Raw genomic sequence first — 18,189 nt, forward strand, 5'->3', positions numbered from 1 at the left:
GTGGGTCAGACGGGCAAGATCGTGGCCCCGCAACTGTACGTGGCGGTGGGCATCTCGGGGGCGATTCAGCACCTGGCCGGGATGAAGGATTCGAAGGTGATCGTGGCGATCAACAAGGATCCGGAAGCGCCGATCTTCTCGGTGGCCGACTACGGTCTGGTGGGCGATCTGTTCACCGTCGTGCCGGAACTCACGGGCGCGCTGTAAGCGCTGCGCCGGTTAGCACGACATCGTTGTAAGGCAGTACGGCTGCGGGCCTCGCGCCCGCAGCTTGTTTCCGTCGATTCGTATGGGGATGCGGCCAGACGTCGTGAGAGTCGCGAGCGTCTTCATCCGAATCGGTCGAACAGCAAAAATAAAACAATAAGCATCTGGCATTCGCCACCATCCGAAGGCAATCGAAATCCCCAGGAGGAACGACATGAGTTATCAGGCCCCGATCAAGGACATGCAGTTCGTCATGAACGAACTCGCGGACCTGACGCGCATCGCTGCGTTGCCGGGTTATGAGGATGCCTCGCCCGACGTCGCACAGGCCGTGCTCGAAGAAGCGGCCCGCTTCAATCAGGAAGTGCTCGCGCCGCTGAACGTCATCGGCGACCAGCAACCGAGTACGTGGAAGGACGGTGTGGTCACCACTACGCCGGGATTCAAGGAAGCGTTCCGTCAGTTTTCCGAAGCGGGATGGCAGGGCGTGCTGCATCCGCAGGAGTTCGGCGGGCAGGGCTTGCCCAAACTCGTCGCTACGCCCTGCACGGAAATGCTCAACGCGGCGAACCTGTCGTTCGCGCTGTGCCCGCTGCTCACCGACGGCGCCGTCGAAGCGCTGCTCACCGCAGGCACCGACGCCCAACGTGCACTCTACGTCCCCAAGCTGCTCTCGGGCGAGTGGACTGGCACCATGAACCTCACGGAGCCGCAGGCCGGGTCGGATCTCGCGATGGTGCGCACCCGTGCGGAGCGCGAGGCCGACGGCACCTATCGCATTTTCGGCACGAAGATTTTCATCACGTTCGGCGAACACGACATGGCGGAGAACATCGTTCACCTCGTGCTCGCCCGCACGCCCGATGCGCCCCCAGGCGTCAAGGGCATTTCACTGTTCATCGTGCCGAAGTTCAATGTCGACGCCGAGGGTAAGCTCGGTGCGCGCAACGATGTGCATTGCGTGTCCATCGAACACAAGCTCGGCATCAAGGCGAGCCCCACGGCGGTGCTGCAATTTGGTGACAACGGTGGCGCGACGGGGTACCTCGTCGGCGAAGAGAACCGTGGCCTCGAATACATGTTCATCATGATGAACGCGGCGCGTTTCGCCGTCGGCATGCAAGGCGTGGCCGTCGCCGAGCGTTCGTATCAGCATGCCGTGGCGTATGCGCGTGACCGGCTGCAAAGCCGTCCGGTGGATGGCTCGTCGCGCGACGCGGTGTCGATCATTCATCACCCCGACGTCAAGCGCATGCTCATGACGATGCGTGCCCTGACGGAAGGGGCGCGCGCACTCGCGTACGTGGCGGCGGGTCAGGCCGACATCGCACATCACGCGGCCGATGCCGAGGCAGGCAAGCGCGCGCAGGCCGTCTACGAATTCCTCGTGCCGATCGTGAAGGGCTGGAGCACGGAGATGTCGCTGGAGGTGACGAGCCTCGGCGTACAGGTGCATGGCGGTATGGGCTTCATCGAAGAGACGGGCGCGGCTCAGTACTATCGCGATGCGCGTATTCTGCCGATCTACGAAGGCACGACGGCGATTCAGGCGAACGATCTGATCGGTCGCAAGACGCTGCGCGATCGTGGCGCCGTGGCCCGCGCGCTGTGTGAGCAGGTCGAGGCGACGGAGAATGAACTGCGCGCGGCGGGTGGTGTGGCCGCGCCGGTGGCCGAGCGTCTTGCCAAGGGACGCGAAGCGCTGGCCATCGTGGTGGACTACGTGCTGGCGAATACGCAGGACAACGCCAATGCGGTGTTCGCTGGCAGCGTGCCGTATCTGAAGCTCGCGGGCATTGTGCTCGGCGGCTGGCAGATGGGGCGTGCGTTGTTGGCGGCGCAGAAACTGCGCGATACCGATCCGTCGTTCTACGACGCCAAGATCGGCACTGCGCGTTTCTTCGCGGATCACATCCTCACGCAGGCTCCGGGCCTTGCGCAGTCGATCACCGAGGGGGCCGACTCGGCGCTGTCGCTTAACGAAGCGCAGTTCTGATCGCCTGACGGCAAATGAAAGCGACCTGCGGGTCGCTTTTTTTGTGCGGTACGTCGGCGCCAATACCCACTATCGGTCCGAGGCAAGCATCAAACCGGAACAAAACCGCCGGACGAAAAAAAACGGCACTGCGTGAATGTCATCACGCAGTGCCGTGCATTGGGTCCCCGCCTCAGCCGCTAAGCCGGCATCCTGAACCGTGAGGTTCAAGGTGGTCGCGGTTAGTAGCGCTTTGGGTTCATCAGACAGAGTGACGCTCACGCCAGCACTACAAACTTCCGCAACCTGCAACAGATCATTGGTTCAAGGAATCTATGACTTTCGCGAACCAGGCAGGGAAAACTAACCTTTCGGACCAGACAGTTACCGATGTCTTTCAGCTTTGATACTGATCGATGACGGCACTCAGTCGTTCGTCCATGGCTTGCATTCTACGCTGAATTTCTTCGGCAGGGAATGCTTGTCCAGCAGCAATGCTTTTTTCCAACGCAAGCAATTCGGATGCCAGGCTCAACGCTGCCATGACGGCAATGCGGTCGGTGCCGCGCACGCTGCTTTGCGCGCGGACCTTGCTCATTTCGGCATCCACGCGCGAGACGGAGGCGAGCAGGTCGGCCTCGTGTTCGGGCGGGCAGGCGAGGCGGTACGACTGTTCAAGAATATGAACTTCGAGCTGCTTGATCGTCATGCGTTTTCTCCACCGGGGGTGCCGAGCAGATCCATCTGACCCTCAGCGGGGTTTTGCGTGGGAAGCTTTTCGAGGATCGCGTTCAGGCGAACCTGGGCCTCGTCGATCTTGGCGGCAAGCTGATCGCGTTGCAAACGCAAGGCGTCGCGTTCGGTGCGCAATTGCTCGATGGCGGCGCGGGTTTCGTCGCATTCGGCGCGCGCACGGTCGAGTTCCGCGAGCAGCGCTTGATTGTGTTGGTGAAAACGTTGGCTGATCACAACCAACTGTTCCATTTTATCGGTGAGATTGTCGAGATCGGTGAGCATCGGGCTGCGTCCTCTTGATTGCCCTACATTCTAACGGAATCGGCGGCCAATGCCCGACGAACGAGCATTGACGCTCGTTCGATTGGCCCCTACACTTGCGGCACTTCGGTGCTCGCGCACGCCCCCCGGCATGCGCAGTTAAACGGGAAACAGGGAGCCGCGTCCCTACACGGGCTGGCTAACCTGTGCTGCCCCCGCAACGGTAAGTCATTCTTTCGACCCGAAAGGTTTCCGAAAACGCGCTTCGCCTCTATCGCCACTGTGTGCCATCTGCATGCGGGAAGGCCGGTCAGGCGCGACGATGACCAGCCCGGATACCGGCCCAAGTGAGTGGGGATTCCATCATGCCGCCCGGCGCAAGCCGCTGGTGGCATGTTGTCGTTTTCAAGTGCCGATGCCACCCGTCGTATTCGCATGTGTTCGCATGCCGATGTGTCACCGGCGCTCCCGATACGCCCCTTTCGTCGGCGACCTGCGGGGGAACGGGTCAAGGCAACAAGAAAACTACGGAAGTCACACCACACCATGCGCTCCCACGTTCGCGCAATGGCGCTGCACGCGCCTGCCTTTGCTTCGCGCTTCATACCGCCCGCCAGCCCGCTCGCTCACACGCGTGCTGCCTCGATCTTCTCGCCTCATCGCGTAGCGCTGGCCGCCGCCTTGCTGGCCGTCAGTGCCGCCGCACAGGCGCAATTGACCGATGCCACGCTCAACACGACCGTGGTGACGGCCTCGCGCACGGAGCAGAAGCTCGCGGATACGCTGGCGTCCACATCGGTCATCACGCGCGCGCAGATCGAAGCCAGTCAGGCGCAGGACCTGCCATCGTTGCTTCGCGGTCAGGCCGGTGTCGAGATCGTGCAGAACGGCGGCTTCGGCACTTCCGCGAGCCTCTTCATGCGCGGCGCTGCGTCGAATTCGTCGCTCGTGCTCATCGACGGCGTGCCCGTCAACTCCGCTACGACCGGTACGACCAACATCGCGCAGATTCCGGTGTCGCAGATCGATCACATCGAAATCGTGCGCGGCAACGTCTCGGCGCTGTACGGCTCGCAAGCCGTGGGGGGCGTGATCCAGATATTCACGCGCAAGGGCGGCGGCGGACCGCCGAAGGCTCACGCCGAAATCGGCTACGGGACGAACAACACCACGCAGGCCAATGCCGGTATCGCCGGGTCGTTCGATGACGGCAAGACGCGCTTCTCGCTCGACGTCTCGCGCTTTCACACGAATGGCATCTCGGCACAGGACCCGCGTTTCGCGCCCAAGGCCAATCCGAACCGCAACGGCGACGACAACACGAGCGTGACGGCCACGCTCTCGCGCAAGTTCGGCGATACGTGGGAAGTCGGCGCCCGTCTGTTTCAGAGCGACGGCAGCAGCAGCTACGACAGCGCATTCGGCAAGCCGACGGATCTGAACGATGTCGACGCCCGCGTGCGTCAGGTCTCGGCCTACGCGAAGGGCAACGTCACCGACAAGTGGAGCACGCGCTTCACCGTCACCCAGGGCGACGATTACAGCTACAACTATCTGAACGGCAACGGGAACGGTAACTTCCACACGTCGAGCAATCAGATCGACTGGGCCAACGAATACGTCTTCCTGCCGGATCAGAAGCTCATCGCCGGCTACTCGCGGCTGGAGCAGACGGTCGACAGCAACACGAACTACGACCGTAACAACCGCCATCTCGATTCGTTCTACGTCGGTTACGAGGGCGTGATCGCGCAGAAGCACGAGGTGCAGGCGACCGTGCGGCGCGACATGTATTCGGACTTCGGTGGCGCGAACAGCTACTGGGTCGGCTACGGTTACCGGTTGACCGACCAGTGGAAGCTGATGGCCAACGCGTCCGACGGGTTCCGCGCGCCGACCTTCAACGAGCTGTTCTATCCCGGCTTCGGCAATCCGAACCTGCAACCGGAGCGCTCGATTTCGAAAGAGGTCGCGGTGCAGTTCTTCGACGAGCGCTTTGGTCTGGCCAAACTCGCGCTGTTCCGCACCAACTACACGAACCTGATTCAGTCGCTGACCGTATTCCCATACACGGCGGCGAATGTGGCGAAGGCGCGCGTGGAAGGGCTCGAATTGACCTATCAGGGCAAGATTCAGTGGACGGGCACGGACGTGCGAGCGTCGTTCACGCGTCAGAACCCGACCGATCTGGACGCCGACAAGGTCCTCGCACGTCGCGCGAAGCAGTATGGCTCGTTCGGCGTGACGCAGACGCTTTTCAGCAAATTCAGCGTCGGCGGCGATGTCTTCTACAGCGGCGAGCGTTACGATACGGGAGGCCAGCATCTTGGTGCCTACACGCTCGTGAATCTTCAGGCGCGCTACAACATCGACAAATCCTTGTACGTTTCGGCGCATCTGGACAACGTCTTCAACAAGAACTACCAGACGGTCTATGGCTACAACACCCTCGGGCGTGCGATTTACGTCTCGCTCGGCTGGAAACAGTTCTGACCTGCGCATGACCGGTCGCGCATCCGACGGCGTCCTGGTGGCGCGCGCTGACGCATGACGTTACGTCGCGCCCTCACGATCTGGGCGGGGCTGGCCGGCATTGCGCTGGCCGTGCTCGTCGCGTCGCTCATGCTCGGGAGCGTGCCGGTTTCGTTGCGCGAGATCGGTGCGCTGGTGCTGGGACATGACGTGGGCCTCGCGGGCGACGTGATCTGGCGTCTGCGTTTGCCGCGTTCGCTGGCCGCGTTCGCCTGCGGTGGCCTGCTCGCCGTCGCCGGTACCCTCATGCAAACGTTATTGCGCAATCCGCTGGCCGATCCGTACGTGCTGGGCATCTCCGGCGGCGCAGGCGTCGCAGCACTGGCCGCGCTGGCGCTCACGCTGCCGTTTTTCTGGGTGCAGACGAGCGCCTTCGCGGGAGCGCTGGCGGCCATCGTCATTGTGATGGGCCTGTCGCACCGTAGCTTCCTGCGTCCGGGCGATCGGGACAGCAGCACCAAACTGCTGCTCACCGGCGTGATGATGGCGGCCGGCTTTGGCGCCATCGCCACACTGATTCTCACGCTCGCGCCCGATGCCAGCCTGCGGGGCATGCTGTTCTGGCTGACGGGCGACCTGAACGGCGTCGATCGCGCTTCGCTGCCCCTGTCCACACTCGCCGTGACACTGCTCATCGTGTGCCCGGTCGCGCATCGTCTGAATGTGCTGCTGCGCGGCGAAGCCGTCGCGCAGGCCGTGGGCGTGGCCGTCGGCCCGCTGCGCGCGCGGATCTATCTGGCGGCGTCGCTCGCCACCGCCGTTGCCGTGACCACGGCGGGCAGCATCGGCTTCGTCGGTCTCGTCGTGCCGCATATCCTGCGCCTGCGTTTCGGCAACGATCAGCGCATGCTGCTGCCGGCGGCGGCCCTCGGCGGCGGTGCGTTGCTGATGCTCGCGGATCTGGTCGCACGCACCGTGATCGCGCCGACGCAATTGCCGGTCGGTGTCATCACGGCGATGATCGGCGTGCCCGTCTTCCTGTGGCTGCTGTCCCGGAGGGTGATCCGATGAGTTCGCCGCGGAATCTTTCGACGTCCTTGCCGAGCACGGCATCGACCCGCGAGCCGCTGCTGCAAACCCATGCGCTGACGTTGCGCGCGGGTGAGCGCATGCTCGTCGACTGGCTGGATCTCGCGGTGGCGCCGGGCGAATGCTGGTGTCTCGCCGGGCCGAACGGCGCGGGCAAGACGACATTGCTCGACACGCTCGCGGGTCTTCGTCCCATCGCGGAGACCTCGGCCCGCGATGCGGCGATTACCGCAAGCGGACGCGTCGCGATCGGCGGCAAGATGCTGGCAGAGTGGCGTCCCGAACCGCTGGCACGGGTGAGGGCACTGATGCCGCAACAGATACGCGACGCGTTCGCCGCGACCGCGCTCGAAGTCGTGCTGGCGGGTCGACACCCGTATCTCGCGCCGGGACGTTGGGGGGCATGGGAGTCCGACGACGATGTCGCCATCGCCAGCGCCGCCCTCGCGCAGGTCGGCCTTGAAGACTTTGCATCGCGCGACGTCACGACGCTCTCAGGCGGCGAGCGCCAGCGCGTGTCGCTCGCGGCGGTGATCGCGCAGGCCACGCCGTTGTTGTTGCTCGACGAACCGGTGTCGCACCTCGATCTGCATCATCAGATCGACGCGCTCGAATTGCTCGCGGCGCACGCCGAGCGCAAGGGCGCGGCCGTCATCTTCTCGTGCCACGATCTCAATCTGGCGCGACGCTTCGCCACGCACGGCCTGCTGCTCGACGGTCGTGGCGGCTGGCGCGCCGGGCCGGTGCGCGAGGTGCTGTCGGCCGAGTCGTGCAGCGACGCGTTCGGTTATCCGTTGCGTCTGATTCGCGACGGCGACGACGAAGCGCTCGTGCCGGTTCGACGCTGATGAGCGTGCTCGTGACGCCGCGCCGAAGGGGATTCGCGATGGGCACACAAGCCGGCGTACACTCACATCCGCGCGTGGGGCCGTACGCGGTGCCGCGCGCTATTGTCACTCTGGTAGTCACTCCCGTATTACCGTTTCAGGACGTCTGCGCATGACCGCTTTCAGCCCGCTGCTCGCCGAACTCTTCGACATCGCCTCGCCTTCCGCCGCGATGGACGCCTCGTTGCAACACGCCATCGACATCAAGACGAAGCCGCCCGGCAGCCTCGGCGTCCTTGAACGGGTGGCGCACCGCATCGGTCGCATTCAGCAGAGCGCGACGCCGGCGTTGACGCGTCCCGCCATGCTCGTGTTCGCGGGCGATCACGGGATTGTGGCGGCTGGCGTGAGCCCGTATCCGCAGGCCGTCACGGCGCAGATGGTGCTCAACTTCCTGCGTGGCGGTGCCGCGATCAACGTATTTTGCCGTGCCAATGGCATTGAAATGGAAGTGATCAACGCGGGCGTGGCGGCGGACTTCCCGTCGCACGCATCGCTCGTCGACATTCCCGTGGCGCCCGGCACCCGGAACTTCCTCGAAGCGCCCGCGATGACGCGCGAGCAACTGGAGGCCGCACTTACCGCCGGAGCGGCGCGCGTGGTGACGCATGCCTCGCGCGGCACCCGCATGATCGGCTTCGGTGAAATGGGGATCGGCAACACGTCGGCCGCAGCCTGTCTGATGCAGCGTCTGACGGGATTGCCGCTCACAGCGTGCGTCGGTCGTGGCACGGGTGTCGACGATGCGGGGCTCGCCCGCAAGACGTCCATTCTGGAGCGCGCGCTGGCGGCGCATCCGGTCGCGGGCGACAACCCGGACCCACTGGACACGCTCGCGACCTTCGGCGGCTTCGAGATCGCGATGATGACGGGCGCGTATCTCGCCGCGGCGAAACTCGGTCTTGTGATCGTGGTGGATGGCTTCATCAGCACGGCGGCGCTGCTGGTCGCGTCGCGCGTGTCGCCTGCCGTGCTCGACTACTGCGTGTTCGCGCACGCGTCCGACGAAACCGGCCATCGGGCGATGCTCGACACGCTCGGTGCCGAGCCGTTGCTGCAACTCGGCTTGCGCCTTGGCGAGGGCACGGGGGCGGCGCTCGCGATGCCACTGATTCAGGCGGCGGCCGCCTTCCTGCGCGAGATGGCGACGTTCGAAGGCGCGGGCGTGAGCGATCGCGAGGCGGCCAGCGCATGACGGCGTCCGTCCCCGATCCTTCGCAGCGCAACGATGACGCGGACAACGGCAACGGCTCGCGCGATCTCGTCGCGCCGCCTTGCCCGACGGCGTCGTTCGGAGGATTCCGGGGGCACTGGCGACTGTTCCTGACGGCGCTCGGATTCTTCACACGCGTGCCAATTCCGCAATGGGTCGGCTATTCCCCCGAACAGTTAAACGCGGCGACGCGATACTTCCCGCTCGTCGGGGTGTTCGTCGGCGCGTGCGTGGCCTTGCTGACGGTGGCGATGGGGCACCTGTGGTCGCCGCCTCTCGCCATCGCACTGGGACTCGGCGTGAGCGTGCTGCTCACCGGCGCTTTTCATGAAGACGGCCTTGCCGATTCGGTCGATGCGTTTGGCGGGGCATTTGAGCGTGAACGCGTGCTGGCGATCATGCACGACTCGCGGATCGGCACGTATGGGGCGGTCGCGCTGTGGCTGGCGCTGGCCGTCAAGTGGCAGGCGCTTGTCGACATTCAGGCGTCGGTGGGGTGGAGTGGTTTTGCCGTCGTGCTGATCGGGGCGCATGCCGCGAGTCGCAGCATGGCGATCAGTCTGCTGCGCGCGCTCGACTATGTGCGTCCGGAAGGCAAGGCCAAACCGGTGGCGCATCGGCTGAGCGTGGGCGGGTTGATGTTTGGCGTGGCGTGCAGCGCGCCGTGGTGGATGTGGCCGGATTGGCGCGCGGGGGGGACGGGCGCGTTGGTGCTCATCGCATTGCGTGCCGGATTCATTCGTTATCTGCGTCGGCGTCTCGGCGGTTATACCGGCGACACGCTTGGCTTCGCCCAGCAACTCGGCGAACTCGCGTTGTATCTCACGGTGTGCGCATGGATCTGATATTGATGCGGCACCCGCCGCCCGACATCGCGCCAGGAATTTGCTACGGTCGGGCAGACGTGCCGCCCGTCGACACCATCCTGCCGTCAGCGCTCAGCACGATGCTCACGCGCCTGGGCGATGCACTCGACGGCCGTCGCGTGACTTCGATTCACAGCAGTCCGCTGCGCCGCGCGCAACGTGTCGCGCAGGAGATGGCGGGGCACCTCGGCCTTCGGCTACAGGTCGATGCGCGGCTCGCCGAAATGGATTTCGGGGCGTGGGAGATGTGCCGTTGGGACAACATCGATCGCAAGGCACTCGACGCGTGGGCGGCGGATGTCTGCGGTTATGCGCCACCGGATGGCGAAAGCGCGCGCGATGTCGTGCGTCGCATGGACGCGTGGGCGCGAGCCTTGCGCTCACAAGCCACCGGCGAAGACGAAGTGCATGTCGTCGTCGCCCACGCGGGTCCGATTCGTCTGCATACGGCAACCGCGCTGCGCCTGCCAACCACCGCTTGTCTGTCGTGGACGCTGGATTTCGGCCATCTCTGTCACCTCGACATCGCCGACGACGGGCAGGCACGCCTGATTCGCTGGAACGCTTGACGGGCGACGCCCTCACTGTGATTGCGTCGTTGTCCCCCTTCGGCTGCCGCTCACTTCCCGGTTGACGGACGACGCGAGCGCGCCAGATCGAGGTCTTCGCACATCGTGGTGGCGCCGTCGAGAATGCGCGGGCTGGGGCGATTGATGAGATCGCCGTCGATGCCGAACAGATTGTCGCGCGCCACCGCAGGCAGTTGCGGCCACTTGCGCCAACTGTCGAGCGTCGCCAGCGGCTTGTCTGATTTCGTTGCCCCCTGCGTGGCCGTGAACATCGCTTCCGGCGCCTTCGCGAGTACCGCTTCGACGGAGACGCGCGGCACCAGCGGCGCTTCACCGGCGAAGACGTTCACCCCGCCGCACAGGCGAATCACGTCGCTCACCATATGCGTGCCGTTGAGCGTCATCAGCGGTTGCGTCCACACCTGATAGAACACCGGCACGGGCGAGCGCGACGCGTATTGCTTGCGCAGTGCTTCGTAACGGGCACGAAACGCGTCGGCAGACGCCTGCGCTTTCGCTGGCGTTCCCATCAGCGTGCCAAGTGTTTCGATGGCAGCAGGCAGGTCGCTCAGATGCTTCGGCTCCGAGTAGAACACCGGCAGCTTCAACTGACGTAACGCTTCGACCTGCCGTTGCGAATTGCCGTGCATCCACACGACGAGCAGATCGGGCTTGAGCGCAAGAATGCGTTCGAGATCGAGTGCGCTGTTGTCCCCGACACGTGGCAGGCGCTGCGCCGCTTCCGGATAATCGGAGTACTTCACCACGCCCACGACCTTGTCACCGGCCCCGGCGGCAAAGAGCAATTCCGTCGCGTGCGGTGCCAGACTCACCACGCGCCGTGCGGGTGCTGCGAGCGTGACCGTCGCGCCGGTATCGTCTTTCACGGAGACGGCGGCATACCCCGGCGACGTGCTCAGGGACGAGGCGACGACGAGGCATCCTGCGACCAGGGCATGGGCCAGACGATGACGTTGCACCAGAGGGATCAATGGGCGATAGCGTTGGAACATGGCCGGAGCGGTCACATCGAGATGAGAGGGAAGGATTGGCGAGATCCCGAAGATGACGTTGGATATTCGGGAGGATTCACAACGTGAGATCATTTTCGCCACGCGTCCGCCATTCTCGGTGGGTTGTGACGTCGGGGCAAGCGGCCGAAGGGACGGGGGGACCGGGTGAGCGGGGGAAACCGGCGAACCGATGTCACGCAAGGTAGGTCGAACGATGTGTGACGGAATGTCGTATGACGTGTTGGAAGGCGTCGATAGCCAACCCACGCAAGACGTGCTGGATTCAAGGAGTGACGTTGTGAAGCGAAATATCGGAATTGTGAGCGCGCTGGCGCTGTTCGTCGTGACGATGCTGGGGGCGTGTGCGGCACCTGACGGCGGGGCGGGATCGGCCTCGCGCGCGAGCGGCACCGGCAAGGTCGAGGCCTACGGCGTCATCGACGGCGGCGTGACGATTGTGAAGTGAGTCTGTCGTGGGCCTGAAGTGAGTCGCCATGCCCATATGACCGCGCCCCCTGACTCGTGAGAGTTCAGGGGGCGCGGTGTTACATGCGGCATCATGCAGTGTCGCAGTGTCGAACGTTACTGGAGCGTACGGCGACACGTGGCGGATTCGCACGCTGCCGGGAGGATCGGCGTCCTTGGCAGCGGCGTGTCCGTCATGCGGCGTTAGTTCGATGCCGGTGCCGGGGCAGCCGCACCTGCGTCCGATGCCGGCGCGCTCATTGCGGCGCCTGCATCGCTGGCCGGAGCCGAGTTATCTGCCGGCGCAGCGGCCGGGGCCGATGCGGTCGTGTCGGCAGCCGGAGCGGCCGATTGATCTTCCTTCTTCGAGCAACCCACCGTCACGATGGTGGCGGTCAGAAGCGTGGCGAGCAACAGCGGCAGTTTTTTCATTTGGTCGTCCTTTTAATTGGGGAAAGCCCTTGCGAAAGAACCTTCAGTCTAGCGGCGCCCTTCGGCGATGACTGTGTGCATTTGTTGCAGAAATGCTTCAATTTGTAACGAAAACGTCGGGAACGCCCGTCAAGGAATACCGCGTAAGCGGTGGCAGAGCGTCAGTGCCGAGTGACGTCGGGCAGCGTGCGCCCGTTCTGAAGCATAACGAGAAAATTGGATGGCACCGGCCCCCGGCAGTTCCCGTAAAGCGCATTTGGGACGGAATCCGGGACAAATCGGTGGCGGTGAACGAAAGTCGCTGCGGGTGTTGGCTGGCTGTTGGCCGCTTGTTGGCTTATCGTCAGGCAACGCTTGCCACGCGCAGTGCCGATTCCAAGCGCCGCCACGCCTCCTCGGTCGACGGCAAGCCCAGCCGCAGGCTCGGGAGCGGCTGCGTTGCTCCGTCGGTTCGGCTGATGAGACGGGGCTCGAACAACCGCGTCCAGACACCTTCCTGCGCGAGCCGTTCATGCCATTGCGGTGCCGAAAGGTGAGGTGTCCACGCAAACAGCGGAGTGCCGACGGAAGGCCAGCCCTGCGCGTGCAGCAGCGACAACAGTCGTTCACCGTCTTGCAACAAACGTTCGCGTGCGGCGTTTTGCCACGCCGTGTCGCGTAACGCCGTGCGCACGGCGAATCGTGCCGGTCCGCTGACGGTCCATGCACCGAGACGCGTCGTGAGTGACGCGCAGAGCGACGCCGGGCACAAGGCAAACCCGGCGCGAATACCTGCGAGTCCGAAGAACTTGCCGACGGAGCGCAGCACGACGAGGCCATCTGCGCCCACGTGTGGTGTCATCGATGCGTGAGGCGAGACATCCGCAAACGCTTCGTCCACGATCAACATGCCGCCGCGCGCTGCCAGCGCCGCGCGCCATTGCGCGAGCGTTTCGCGATCGACGTGCCGTGTCGTCGGATTGTCCGGATTCACCCACACGAGGTAGTCGACGTCGGGCAGGCCGGCCTCCGGGCCGAGCCACGGCACGAGCGTATGCCCGGCGCGTGCGAAGGCGGGGGCGTACTCGCTGTAGGTGAGCGTGGCGACGGCCACACGTCCCGGGCGAAGCAGCTCGGGCAATGCGCGAATGACGGCCTGCGAGCCGGCGCATGGCACAACGGTGTCGACGGGCACGCCGTAGTATTGCGCGGCGACATCGCGTAACTCGTCGAACGCATCGGGCAGGTCGCGCCACGCGCTCGCGGGCGGCATCGGTACGGGATAGCCGATGGGGTTGATGCCGGTCGACAGGTCGAGCCAGTCCTCGCGCGCACGGCCGTACTGACGGATCGCCTCACCGAGATTGCCGCCGTGGCGCGGCGCGCAGGACGTGGACGACGCTGACGAATCGACGGAAGTGGATGAAGCGGACGAGGCAGCCGAAGCCGATGAAGCAGACATGAGGGTCAAAGCAGCGTGGTGGGCATGGCGTCGGCCTGTGAGGCAGCGAACAGCGCGAGCGCACCGCTGACGATCAGCCACATCCACATGGAACGGGAGATGAGCCGCCAGGCGGCCTTGATGTGTTGCGCAGACGGCTCCATGCCGCAGCCCAGCGGGGGACGCGATTCCCACTCGCCGTGGTACCGCGCCGGCCCGCCCAACTGGACGTTGAGGCTGCCTGCGCCTGCGGCCATCACTGGGCCGGCGTTGGGGCTGGACCAGGCGCCGGCCTGCGTGCGCCAGCAGTCGATCGCACGGGCGACGTCGCCGAACATCGCATAACTCGCTGCCGTCAGCCGTGCCGGAATCCAGTTGAGGACATCGTCGATTCGCGCGGCAGGGCGGCCGAAATACAGAAACTTGTCGGTGCGATAGCCCCACATCGCGTCGAGCGTATTGGCCAGACGGAAGAGGACCACGCCCGGTGCGCCAGCGATGGCGAACCAGAAGAGTGCACCGAAGATGGCGTCGTTGCCGTTCTCCAGCGTCGACTCCACGGTGGCGCGAGCGAGGTCGGACGCACTCGCGTCCTCTGTATCGCGCGAGACGATGCGTGCCGTCAGTGCACGCGCTCGAGAGACGTCACCGTCGCGCAGGGCGCGTGCGATGGGCATGACATGCTCGCGCAGGCTGCGCGCGCCGAGTGCGGCGTACAACGCGAGCGCCTGCCAGAGAATGCCGCCCCAGCCGGGCAGGAACGTCAGCGCCCAGGCGATCAGCACCGGAATTACCAGCATGATCGACCAGGCCCACGCGCCGCGCGTCATGGCACTGAACGGCTTGTCGCGCACGGCCGGATCGTTGAGCCATGCCTCGACACCGTTGGCGACATATCCGAAGCCGACGAGCGGATGCCAGCGGCGTGGCTCGCCAAGCCAGGCGTCGAGCAGCACACCGATCAATGCGGCGAGCCAGAGCGATTCGGGAGCGAGTCCGGTGAGCATCGGCGCTTATCCTTTATCTATCTTTGTGTGCTGTGCTTGTGTTCTGCCCCGACGGGCGAATCCTGCTGCGATGCTTGCCGACTCAGCCCTTCACCGCCATCGGCAGGCCCGCGACCACGAAACGCACTTGTGGTGCCAGCGTGGCCACACGCTGGTTGAGGCGTCCGAGTTCGTCGACGTAGCGGCGCGTGACCGAGCCCATCGGAATCACGCCCAATCCGATTTCATTGCTGACGACGACGATCTTGCCCGGCAGCGACACGAGTGTCGCCGCCAGCGTATCGACCACGCCCTGCCACTGCGCATCGTCGGCCGCGCCGTCGGGATGATCGTCCGGCGGGCATAGCCATCCGGCAAGCCACAACGGCAGGCAATCCACGAGTACGCAATGCCCCTCGCGCGCAGTATCGCGTAGCGCCCCGGCGAGATCGCGGTCGACTTCCACCGTCTCCCAATGCGCGGGGCGGCTCGCCCGGTGATGCGCGATGCGGGCACGCATTTCGGGCTCGTCGCTCACGGCGGCGGTGGCGAGATAGGTGACGGGAAGGCCGCTCTGTGAGGCGAGCCTCTCGGCGAAGGCACTCTTTCCGGAGCGCGCGCCGCCCAATACGAAGGTCAGGTCAGGGGAGGTCGGAACGAGATCGGTCATGGGCGATATTGTACGAGCGCCCGGTGCGATAATCCGCGTCATGAGTGAAATCCCTGTCAATTTCGAAGCGTCCGCCAGCGTGGATCACGCCGATCATGCGGATCATCCCCGCTATCGCGGCACCCTGATGATTCAGGGGACGACGTCCGACGCGGGCAAGAGCACGGTCGTCGCCGGTCTGTGCCGTCTGCTGCATCGCGAAGCCGTGCGCGTGGCCCCCTTCAAGCCGCAGAACATGGCGCTCAACAGCGCCGTGACGGCCGACGGCGGCGAGATCGGCCGCGCGCAGGCGCTCCAGGCGCAGGCCGCGGGCATCGCGCCACATACCGACTTCAATCCCGTGCTGCTCAAGCCGAGCAGCGACCGTGGCGCGCAGGTCATCATCGGGGGCAAGGTCATGGCCGACCTCGATGCGCGGGCGTATCACGAGTACAAGCCGCGTGCGATGGCGGCGGTGCTGGCGGCTTACGAGCGTCTGCGCACGGGGTATGACGCAGTCATCGTCGAAGGCGCGGGCAGCCCCGCCGAAGTGAACCTGCGCTCGCGCGACATTGCCAACATGGGCTTTGCCGAGGCGGTCGACGCCCCGGTGCTGCTCGTCGCAGACATCGACCGTGGCGGGGTCTTCGCGCAGATGATCGGCACGCTCGCGTGTCTGTCGGATAGCGAACGCGCGCGCATCAAGGGCTTCATCATCAACCGGTTTCGCGGCGATCCGTCGTTACTCACGAGCGGTCTGGAATGGCTGGAGGAGAAGACCGGCATTCCGGTGCTGGGCGTGCTGCCGTATCTGCACGGCCTGCATCTCGACGGCGAGGATATGCTGCCGCGCGAGCGTCACGCGACGGCGGGCGCCGAGACGCGCCTGCGCGTGGCCGTGCCGGTCCTGCCCCGTATCAGCAATCACACGGACTTCGACGCGCTGCGGGCCCATCCGCAGGTCGATTTCCGGTACGTGGGGCCGGGCGAAGCATGGCCGGCGAGCGATCTGGTGATCCTGCCCGGCAGCAAGCACGTACGGGCTGATCTGGCGTGGCTGCGGGCGCAGGGTTGGGAGCCGGCCATTGCACGGCATCTGCGCTATGGCGGCAAGGTGCTGGGGATCTGTGGCGGTCTTCAGATGCTGGGCGCGGCGATTCACGATCCGATGGGCCTGGAGGGCGACGCCGGCACGACGGCCGGGCTCGGGTGGCTGGAGGTCGAAACCACGATGCAGACGCACAAGCAGTTGCGTGTCGTGTCAGGACGCCTGACCGCCGGTGACGCGCCGGTGAAGGGCTATGAGATTCACATGGGCGTGACACGCGGGGCGGCGCTTGCGCGTCCGGCCGTCTGGCTGGATGGCGACGTCGCCGACGGGGCGCGCTCGGCGGACGATCAGGTCATGGGGACCTATCTGCACGGCCTGTTCGATACGCCTGAAGCGTTGCATGCCTTGCTGACATGGGCGGGGGCGCGTGATCTCGAACGGCAGGATTACAACGCGCTGCGCGAAGCCTCGCTCGATCGGTTGGCCGATTCGTTCGCTGAGCATCTGGACTTGCCGCGTGTGTGGGCGTGCCTGCGCTGACTTCGATGAGCATTGGCCGGTGTCCGCCGGATCATCCCCACGGACCCGTGGGCATCCGGACCGTCATCCAGCCGTTGTAAGATGTGCGGAAAATCGACCTCGGGGAGTCTGCAATGCCGGTGATTGTGGTGGCGAATCCAAAGGGCGGCGTGGGTAAGAGCACGCTGGCGACGAATCTGGCGGGCTATCTGGCGGCTCAGGGCCATGCCGTCATGCTGGGCGATACGGACCGTCAGCAGTCATCGCGCGCCTGGCTGGGATTGCGTCCGCCGGCGCTGCGTCCGATCGCGACCTGGGACGTCGATCACAACGAGGTCGCCCGGCCGCCCAGAGGCACGACGCACGCCGTGCTCGATACCCCGGCGGGTCTGCATGGCAAGCGTCTGGACTCGATTCTGAAGCTTGCCGACCACATTCTGGTGCCGTTGCAGCCGTCGATCTTCGATATTCTCGCGACGCGCGATTTCCTCCAGAAGCTCGGCGAGGAAAAGGCGGTGCGTCAGGGCGACGTGCGCATCGGTGTCGTCGGAATGCGCGTGGACGCGCGTACTCGCGCCGCGGACCAGCTCTCGCGCTACTGCGAGGAAGCGGGGCTGCCCGTGCTCGGCATGCTGCGCAACACGCAGAACTACGTGCAACTCGCAGCGCACGGCCTCACGCTGTGGGATGTGGCGCCGGGACGCGTCGAGCGCGATCTGCCGCAGTGGGATGGGATCACGGCGTTCATAGCGAAGTGAGGCGGTGGACGTACGGACGACGTCGACATCACGCATGAAGGCACACGAAGACGAACAAATCGCGTCGATCCAATGGCAAAGGGACCCGAAGGGGTCCCTTTTGCATTGCGCCGCTAGTCAGCGACGCGCGCATTCGCGTAGCGCGCCGCCCCGAGACGGCGGACTACGGCTGTATTACTTCGCTGCGCTTGCCGCTTCGAAGGCGCGCGTTTCTTCCCATGCCTGAAGCGGCACGTGGTCGCGCTCGCCCTTCTGCACGTTCTTCTCGTCGACGAACACCAGCTTGGGCTTGAAGCCGGCCAGCACGGCCGCTTCCTCGACCTGTGCATACGACACGATGATGACCACGTCACCCAGTTGCGCGCGACGCGCGGCGGCGCCGTTGAGCGAGATCATGCCGCTGCCACGCTCTCCGCGAATGGCGTAGGTCGTGAAACGCTCGCCGTTGTTGACGTTGAAGATGTCGATCTGCTCATTTTCGACAAGGCCCGAGGCTTCGAGCAGGTTTTCGTCGATCGCGCACGAGCCTTCGTAATGCAATTCGCAATGCGTTACGGTGGCGCGGTGGATCTTCGACTTGAGCATGGTGCGGTACATGGCGTGCCTCTTGTGTTGCGGTGTC

19 protein-coding genes, 1 other RNA gene and 1 riboswitch are annotated in these 18,189 nt (G+C 65.0%); of the genes, 11 read left to right on the top strand and 9 right to left on the bottom strand.

Annotated features, from left to right (window positions below):
• Together C5N93_RS26535 and C5N93_RS26540 are read left to right on the top strand one after the other, a co-directional pair.
• Window positions 1–207: FAD-binding protein (locus C5N93_RS26535; RefSeq protein ID WP_206093596.1), on the top strand; the 207-nt coding region annotated here is incomplete at its 5' end.
• A 214-nt stretch (window positions 208–421) separates the two neighbouring features.
• Window positions 422–2,203, top strand: coding sequence for an acyl-CoA dehydrogenase (locus C5N93_RS26540; RefSeq protein WP_242561622.1), 1,782 nt, complete (start codon window positions 422–424; stop codon window positions 2,201–2,203).
• 160 nt (window positions 2,204–2,363) lie between these two features.
• On the opposite strand, the gene ssrS is transcribed toward C5N93_RS26540, so the two are convergent.
• The 3 genes from ssrS to C5N93_RS26555 form a co-directional block, all read right to left on the bottom strand.
• Window positions 2,364–2,545: non-coding RNA, 6S RNA (gene ssrS / locus C5N93_RS26545), on the bottom strand.
• Between the two features lie 34 nt (window positions 2,546–2,579).
• Window positions 2,580–2,891, bottom strand: a complete 312-nt coding sequence (locus C5N93_RS26550) for a cell division protein ZapA (protein ID WP_047907312.1) — start codon at window positions 2,889–2,891, stop codon at window positions 2,580–2,582.
• Window positions 2,888–3,199 carry a hypothetical protein gene (locus tag C5N93_RS26555; protein ID WP_044454750.1) on the bottom strand — a complete coding sequence of 104 codons (312 nt, stop codon included), beginning with the start codon at window positions 3,197–3,199 and terminating at the stop codon, window positions 2,888–2,890. Before C5N93_RS26555 ends, C5N93_RS26550 begins: the two co-directional genes overlap by 4 nt.
• Before the next feature lie 89 nt (window positions 3,200–3,288).
• Window positions 3,289–3,540, top strand: a riboswitch (cobalamin riboswitch).
• Window positions 3,541–3,724: 184 nt separating this feature from the next.
• Here C5N93_RS26555 and C5N93_RS26560 point away from each other — a divergent pair.
• The 6 genes from C5N93_RS26560 to cobC all read left to right on the top strand — a co-directional run bounded on the left by C5N93_RS26560 (window position 3,725) and on the right by cobC (window position 10,274).
• Window positions 3,725–5,671, top strand: a complete 1,947-nt coding sequence (locus C5N93_RS26560) for a TonB-dependent receptor (RefSeq protein ID WP_242561623.1) — start codon at window positions 3,725–3,727, stop codon at window positions 5,669–5,671.
• A gap of 54 nt (window positions 5,672–5,725) precedes the next feature.
• On the top strand, window positions 5,726–6,721 hold the full coding sequence (locus tag C5N93_RS26565; RefSeq protein ID WP_069344298.1) for an iron ABC transporter permease: 996 nt from the start codon (window positions 5,726–5,728) through the stop codon (window positions 6,719–6,721).
• A 98-nt stretch (window positions 6,722–6,819) separates the two neighbouring features.
• The gene (locus C5N93_RS26570) at window positions 6,820–7,587 is read left to right on the top strand and encodes an ABC transporter ATP-binding protein (protein WP_242561878.1); all 768 of its coding nucleotides are present in this window, start codon (window positions 6,820–6,822) and stop codon (window positions 7,585–7,587) included.
• A gap of 151 nt (window positions 7,588–7,738) precedes the next feature.
• Entirely contained in the window at window positions 7,739–8,821 is a 1,083-nt protein-coding gene (cobT, locus tag C5N93_RS26575; RefSeq protein ID WP_242561624.1) for a nicotinate-nucleotide--dimethylbenzimidazole phosphoribosyltransferase, read from the top strand.
• Complete coding sequence (locus tag C5N93_RS26580; RefSeq protein ID WP_242561625.1) at window positions 8,818–9,684, top strand: adenosylcobinamide-GDP ribazoletransferase; 867 nt, start codon at window positions 8,818–8,820, stop codon at window positions 9,682–9,684. The genes cobT and C5N93_RS26580 overlap by 4 nt, the downstream gene beginning before the upstream one ends.
• On the top strand, window positions 9,675–10,274 hold the full coding sequence (gene cobC / locus C5N93_RS26585) for an alpha-ribazole phosphatase family protein (RefSeq protein WP_242561626.1): 600 nt from the start codon (window positions 9,675–9,677) through the stop codon (window positions 10,272–10,274). Before C5N93_RS26580 ends, cobC begins: the two co-directional genes overlap by 10 nt.
• A gap of 50 nt (window positions 10,275–10,324) precedes the next feature.
• On the opposite strand, the gene C5N93_RS26590 is transcribed toward cobC, so the two are convergent.
• Entirely contained in the window at window positions 10,325–11,287 is a 963-nt protein-coding gene (locus C5N93_RS26590) for a cobalamin-binding protein (RefSeq protein ID WP_242561627.1), read from the bottom strand.
• Between the two features lie 298 nt (window positions 11,288–11,585).
• Between C5N93_RS26590 and C5N93_RS26595 the strand changes: the two genes are divergently transcribed.
• Window positions 11,586–11,753, top strand: a complete 168-nt coding sequence (locus tag C5N93_RS26595; protein ID WP_170836307.1) for a hypothetical protein — start codon at window positions 11,586–11,588, stop codon at window positions 11,751–11,753.
• 203 nt (window positions 11,754–11,956) lie between these two features.
• Here C5N93_RS26595 and C5N93_RS26600 read toward each other — a convergent pair whose 3' ends face one another.
• From C5N93_RS26600 to cobU, 4 genes are all read right to left on the bottom strand, one after another.
• Window positions 11,957–12,184 (bottom strand): hypothetical protein, encoded by a 228-nt coding sequence (locus C5N93_RS26600; protein ID WP_069344301.1) that lies wholly within the window; start codon window positions 12,182–12,184, stop codon window positions 11,957–11,959.
• Between the two features lie 343 nt (window positions 12,185–12,527).
• Window positions 12,528–13,625, bottom strand: coding sequence for a threonine-phosphate decarboxylase CobD (gene cobD, locus C5N93_RS26605; RefSeq protein WP_242561628.1), 1,098 nt, complete (start codon window positions 13,623–13,625; stop codon window positions 12,528–12,530).
• 5 nt (window positions 13,626–13,630) lie between these two features.
• Window positions 13,631–14,611 (bottom strand): adenosylcobinamide-phosphate synthase CbiB, encoded by a 981-nt coding sequence (gene cbiB, locus C5N93_RS26610; RefSeq protein ID WP_242561629.1) that lies wholly within the window; start codon window positions 14,609–14,611, stop codon window positions 13,631–13,633.
• Window positions 14,612–14,693: 82 nt separating this feature from the next.
• A complete protein-coding gene (gene cobU / locus C5N93_RS26615) occupies window positions 14,694–15,260 on the bottom strand; it encodes a bifunctional adenosylcobinamide kinase/adenosylcobinamide-phosphate guanylyltransferase (protein WP_242561630.1) in 567 nt (188 codons plus the stop codon).
• A gap of 127 nt (window positions 15,261–15,387) precedes the next feature.
• Between cobU and C5N93_RS26620 the strand changes: the two genes are divergently transcribed.
• Together C5N93_RS26620 and C5N93_RS26625 are read left to right on the top strand one after the other, a co-directional pair.
• A complete protein-coding gene (locus tag C5N93_RS26620; RefSeq protein WP_242561879.1) occupies window positions 15,388–16,830 on the top strand; it encodes a cobyric acid synthase in 1,443 nt (480 codons plus the stop codon).
• 113 nt (window positions 16,831–16,943) lie between these two features.
• Window positions 16,944–17,567, top strand: coding sequence for a ParA family protein (locus C5N93_RS26625; protein WP_242561631.1), 624 nt, complete (start codon window positions 16,944–16,946; stop codon window positions 17,565–17,567).
• Between the two features lie 174 nt (window positions 17,568–17,741).
• Here C5N93_RS26625 and panD read toward each other — a convergent pair whose 3' ends face one another.
• The gene (gene panD / locus C5N93_RS26630) at window positions 17,742–18,164 is read right to left on the bottom strand and encodes an aspartate 1-decarboxylase (protein ID WP_069344315.1); all 423 of its coding nucleotides are present in this window, start codon (window positions 18,162–18,164) and stop codon (window positions 17,742–17,744) included.
• Between the last annotated feature and the right edge of the window lie 25 nt (window positions 18,165–18,189).

This window comes from Pandoraea sp. LA3 (genome assembly GCF_022696215.1).
Classification (GTDB): Bacteria; Pseudomonadota; Gammaproteobacteria; order Burkholderiales; family Burkholderiaceae; genus Pandoraea; species Pandoraea capi.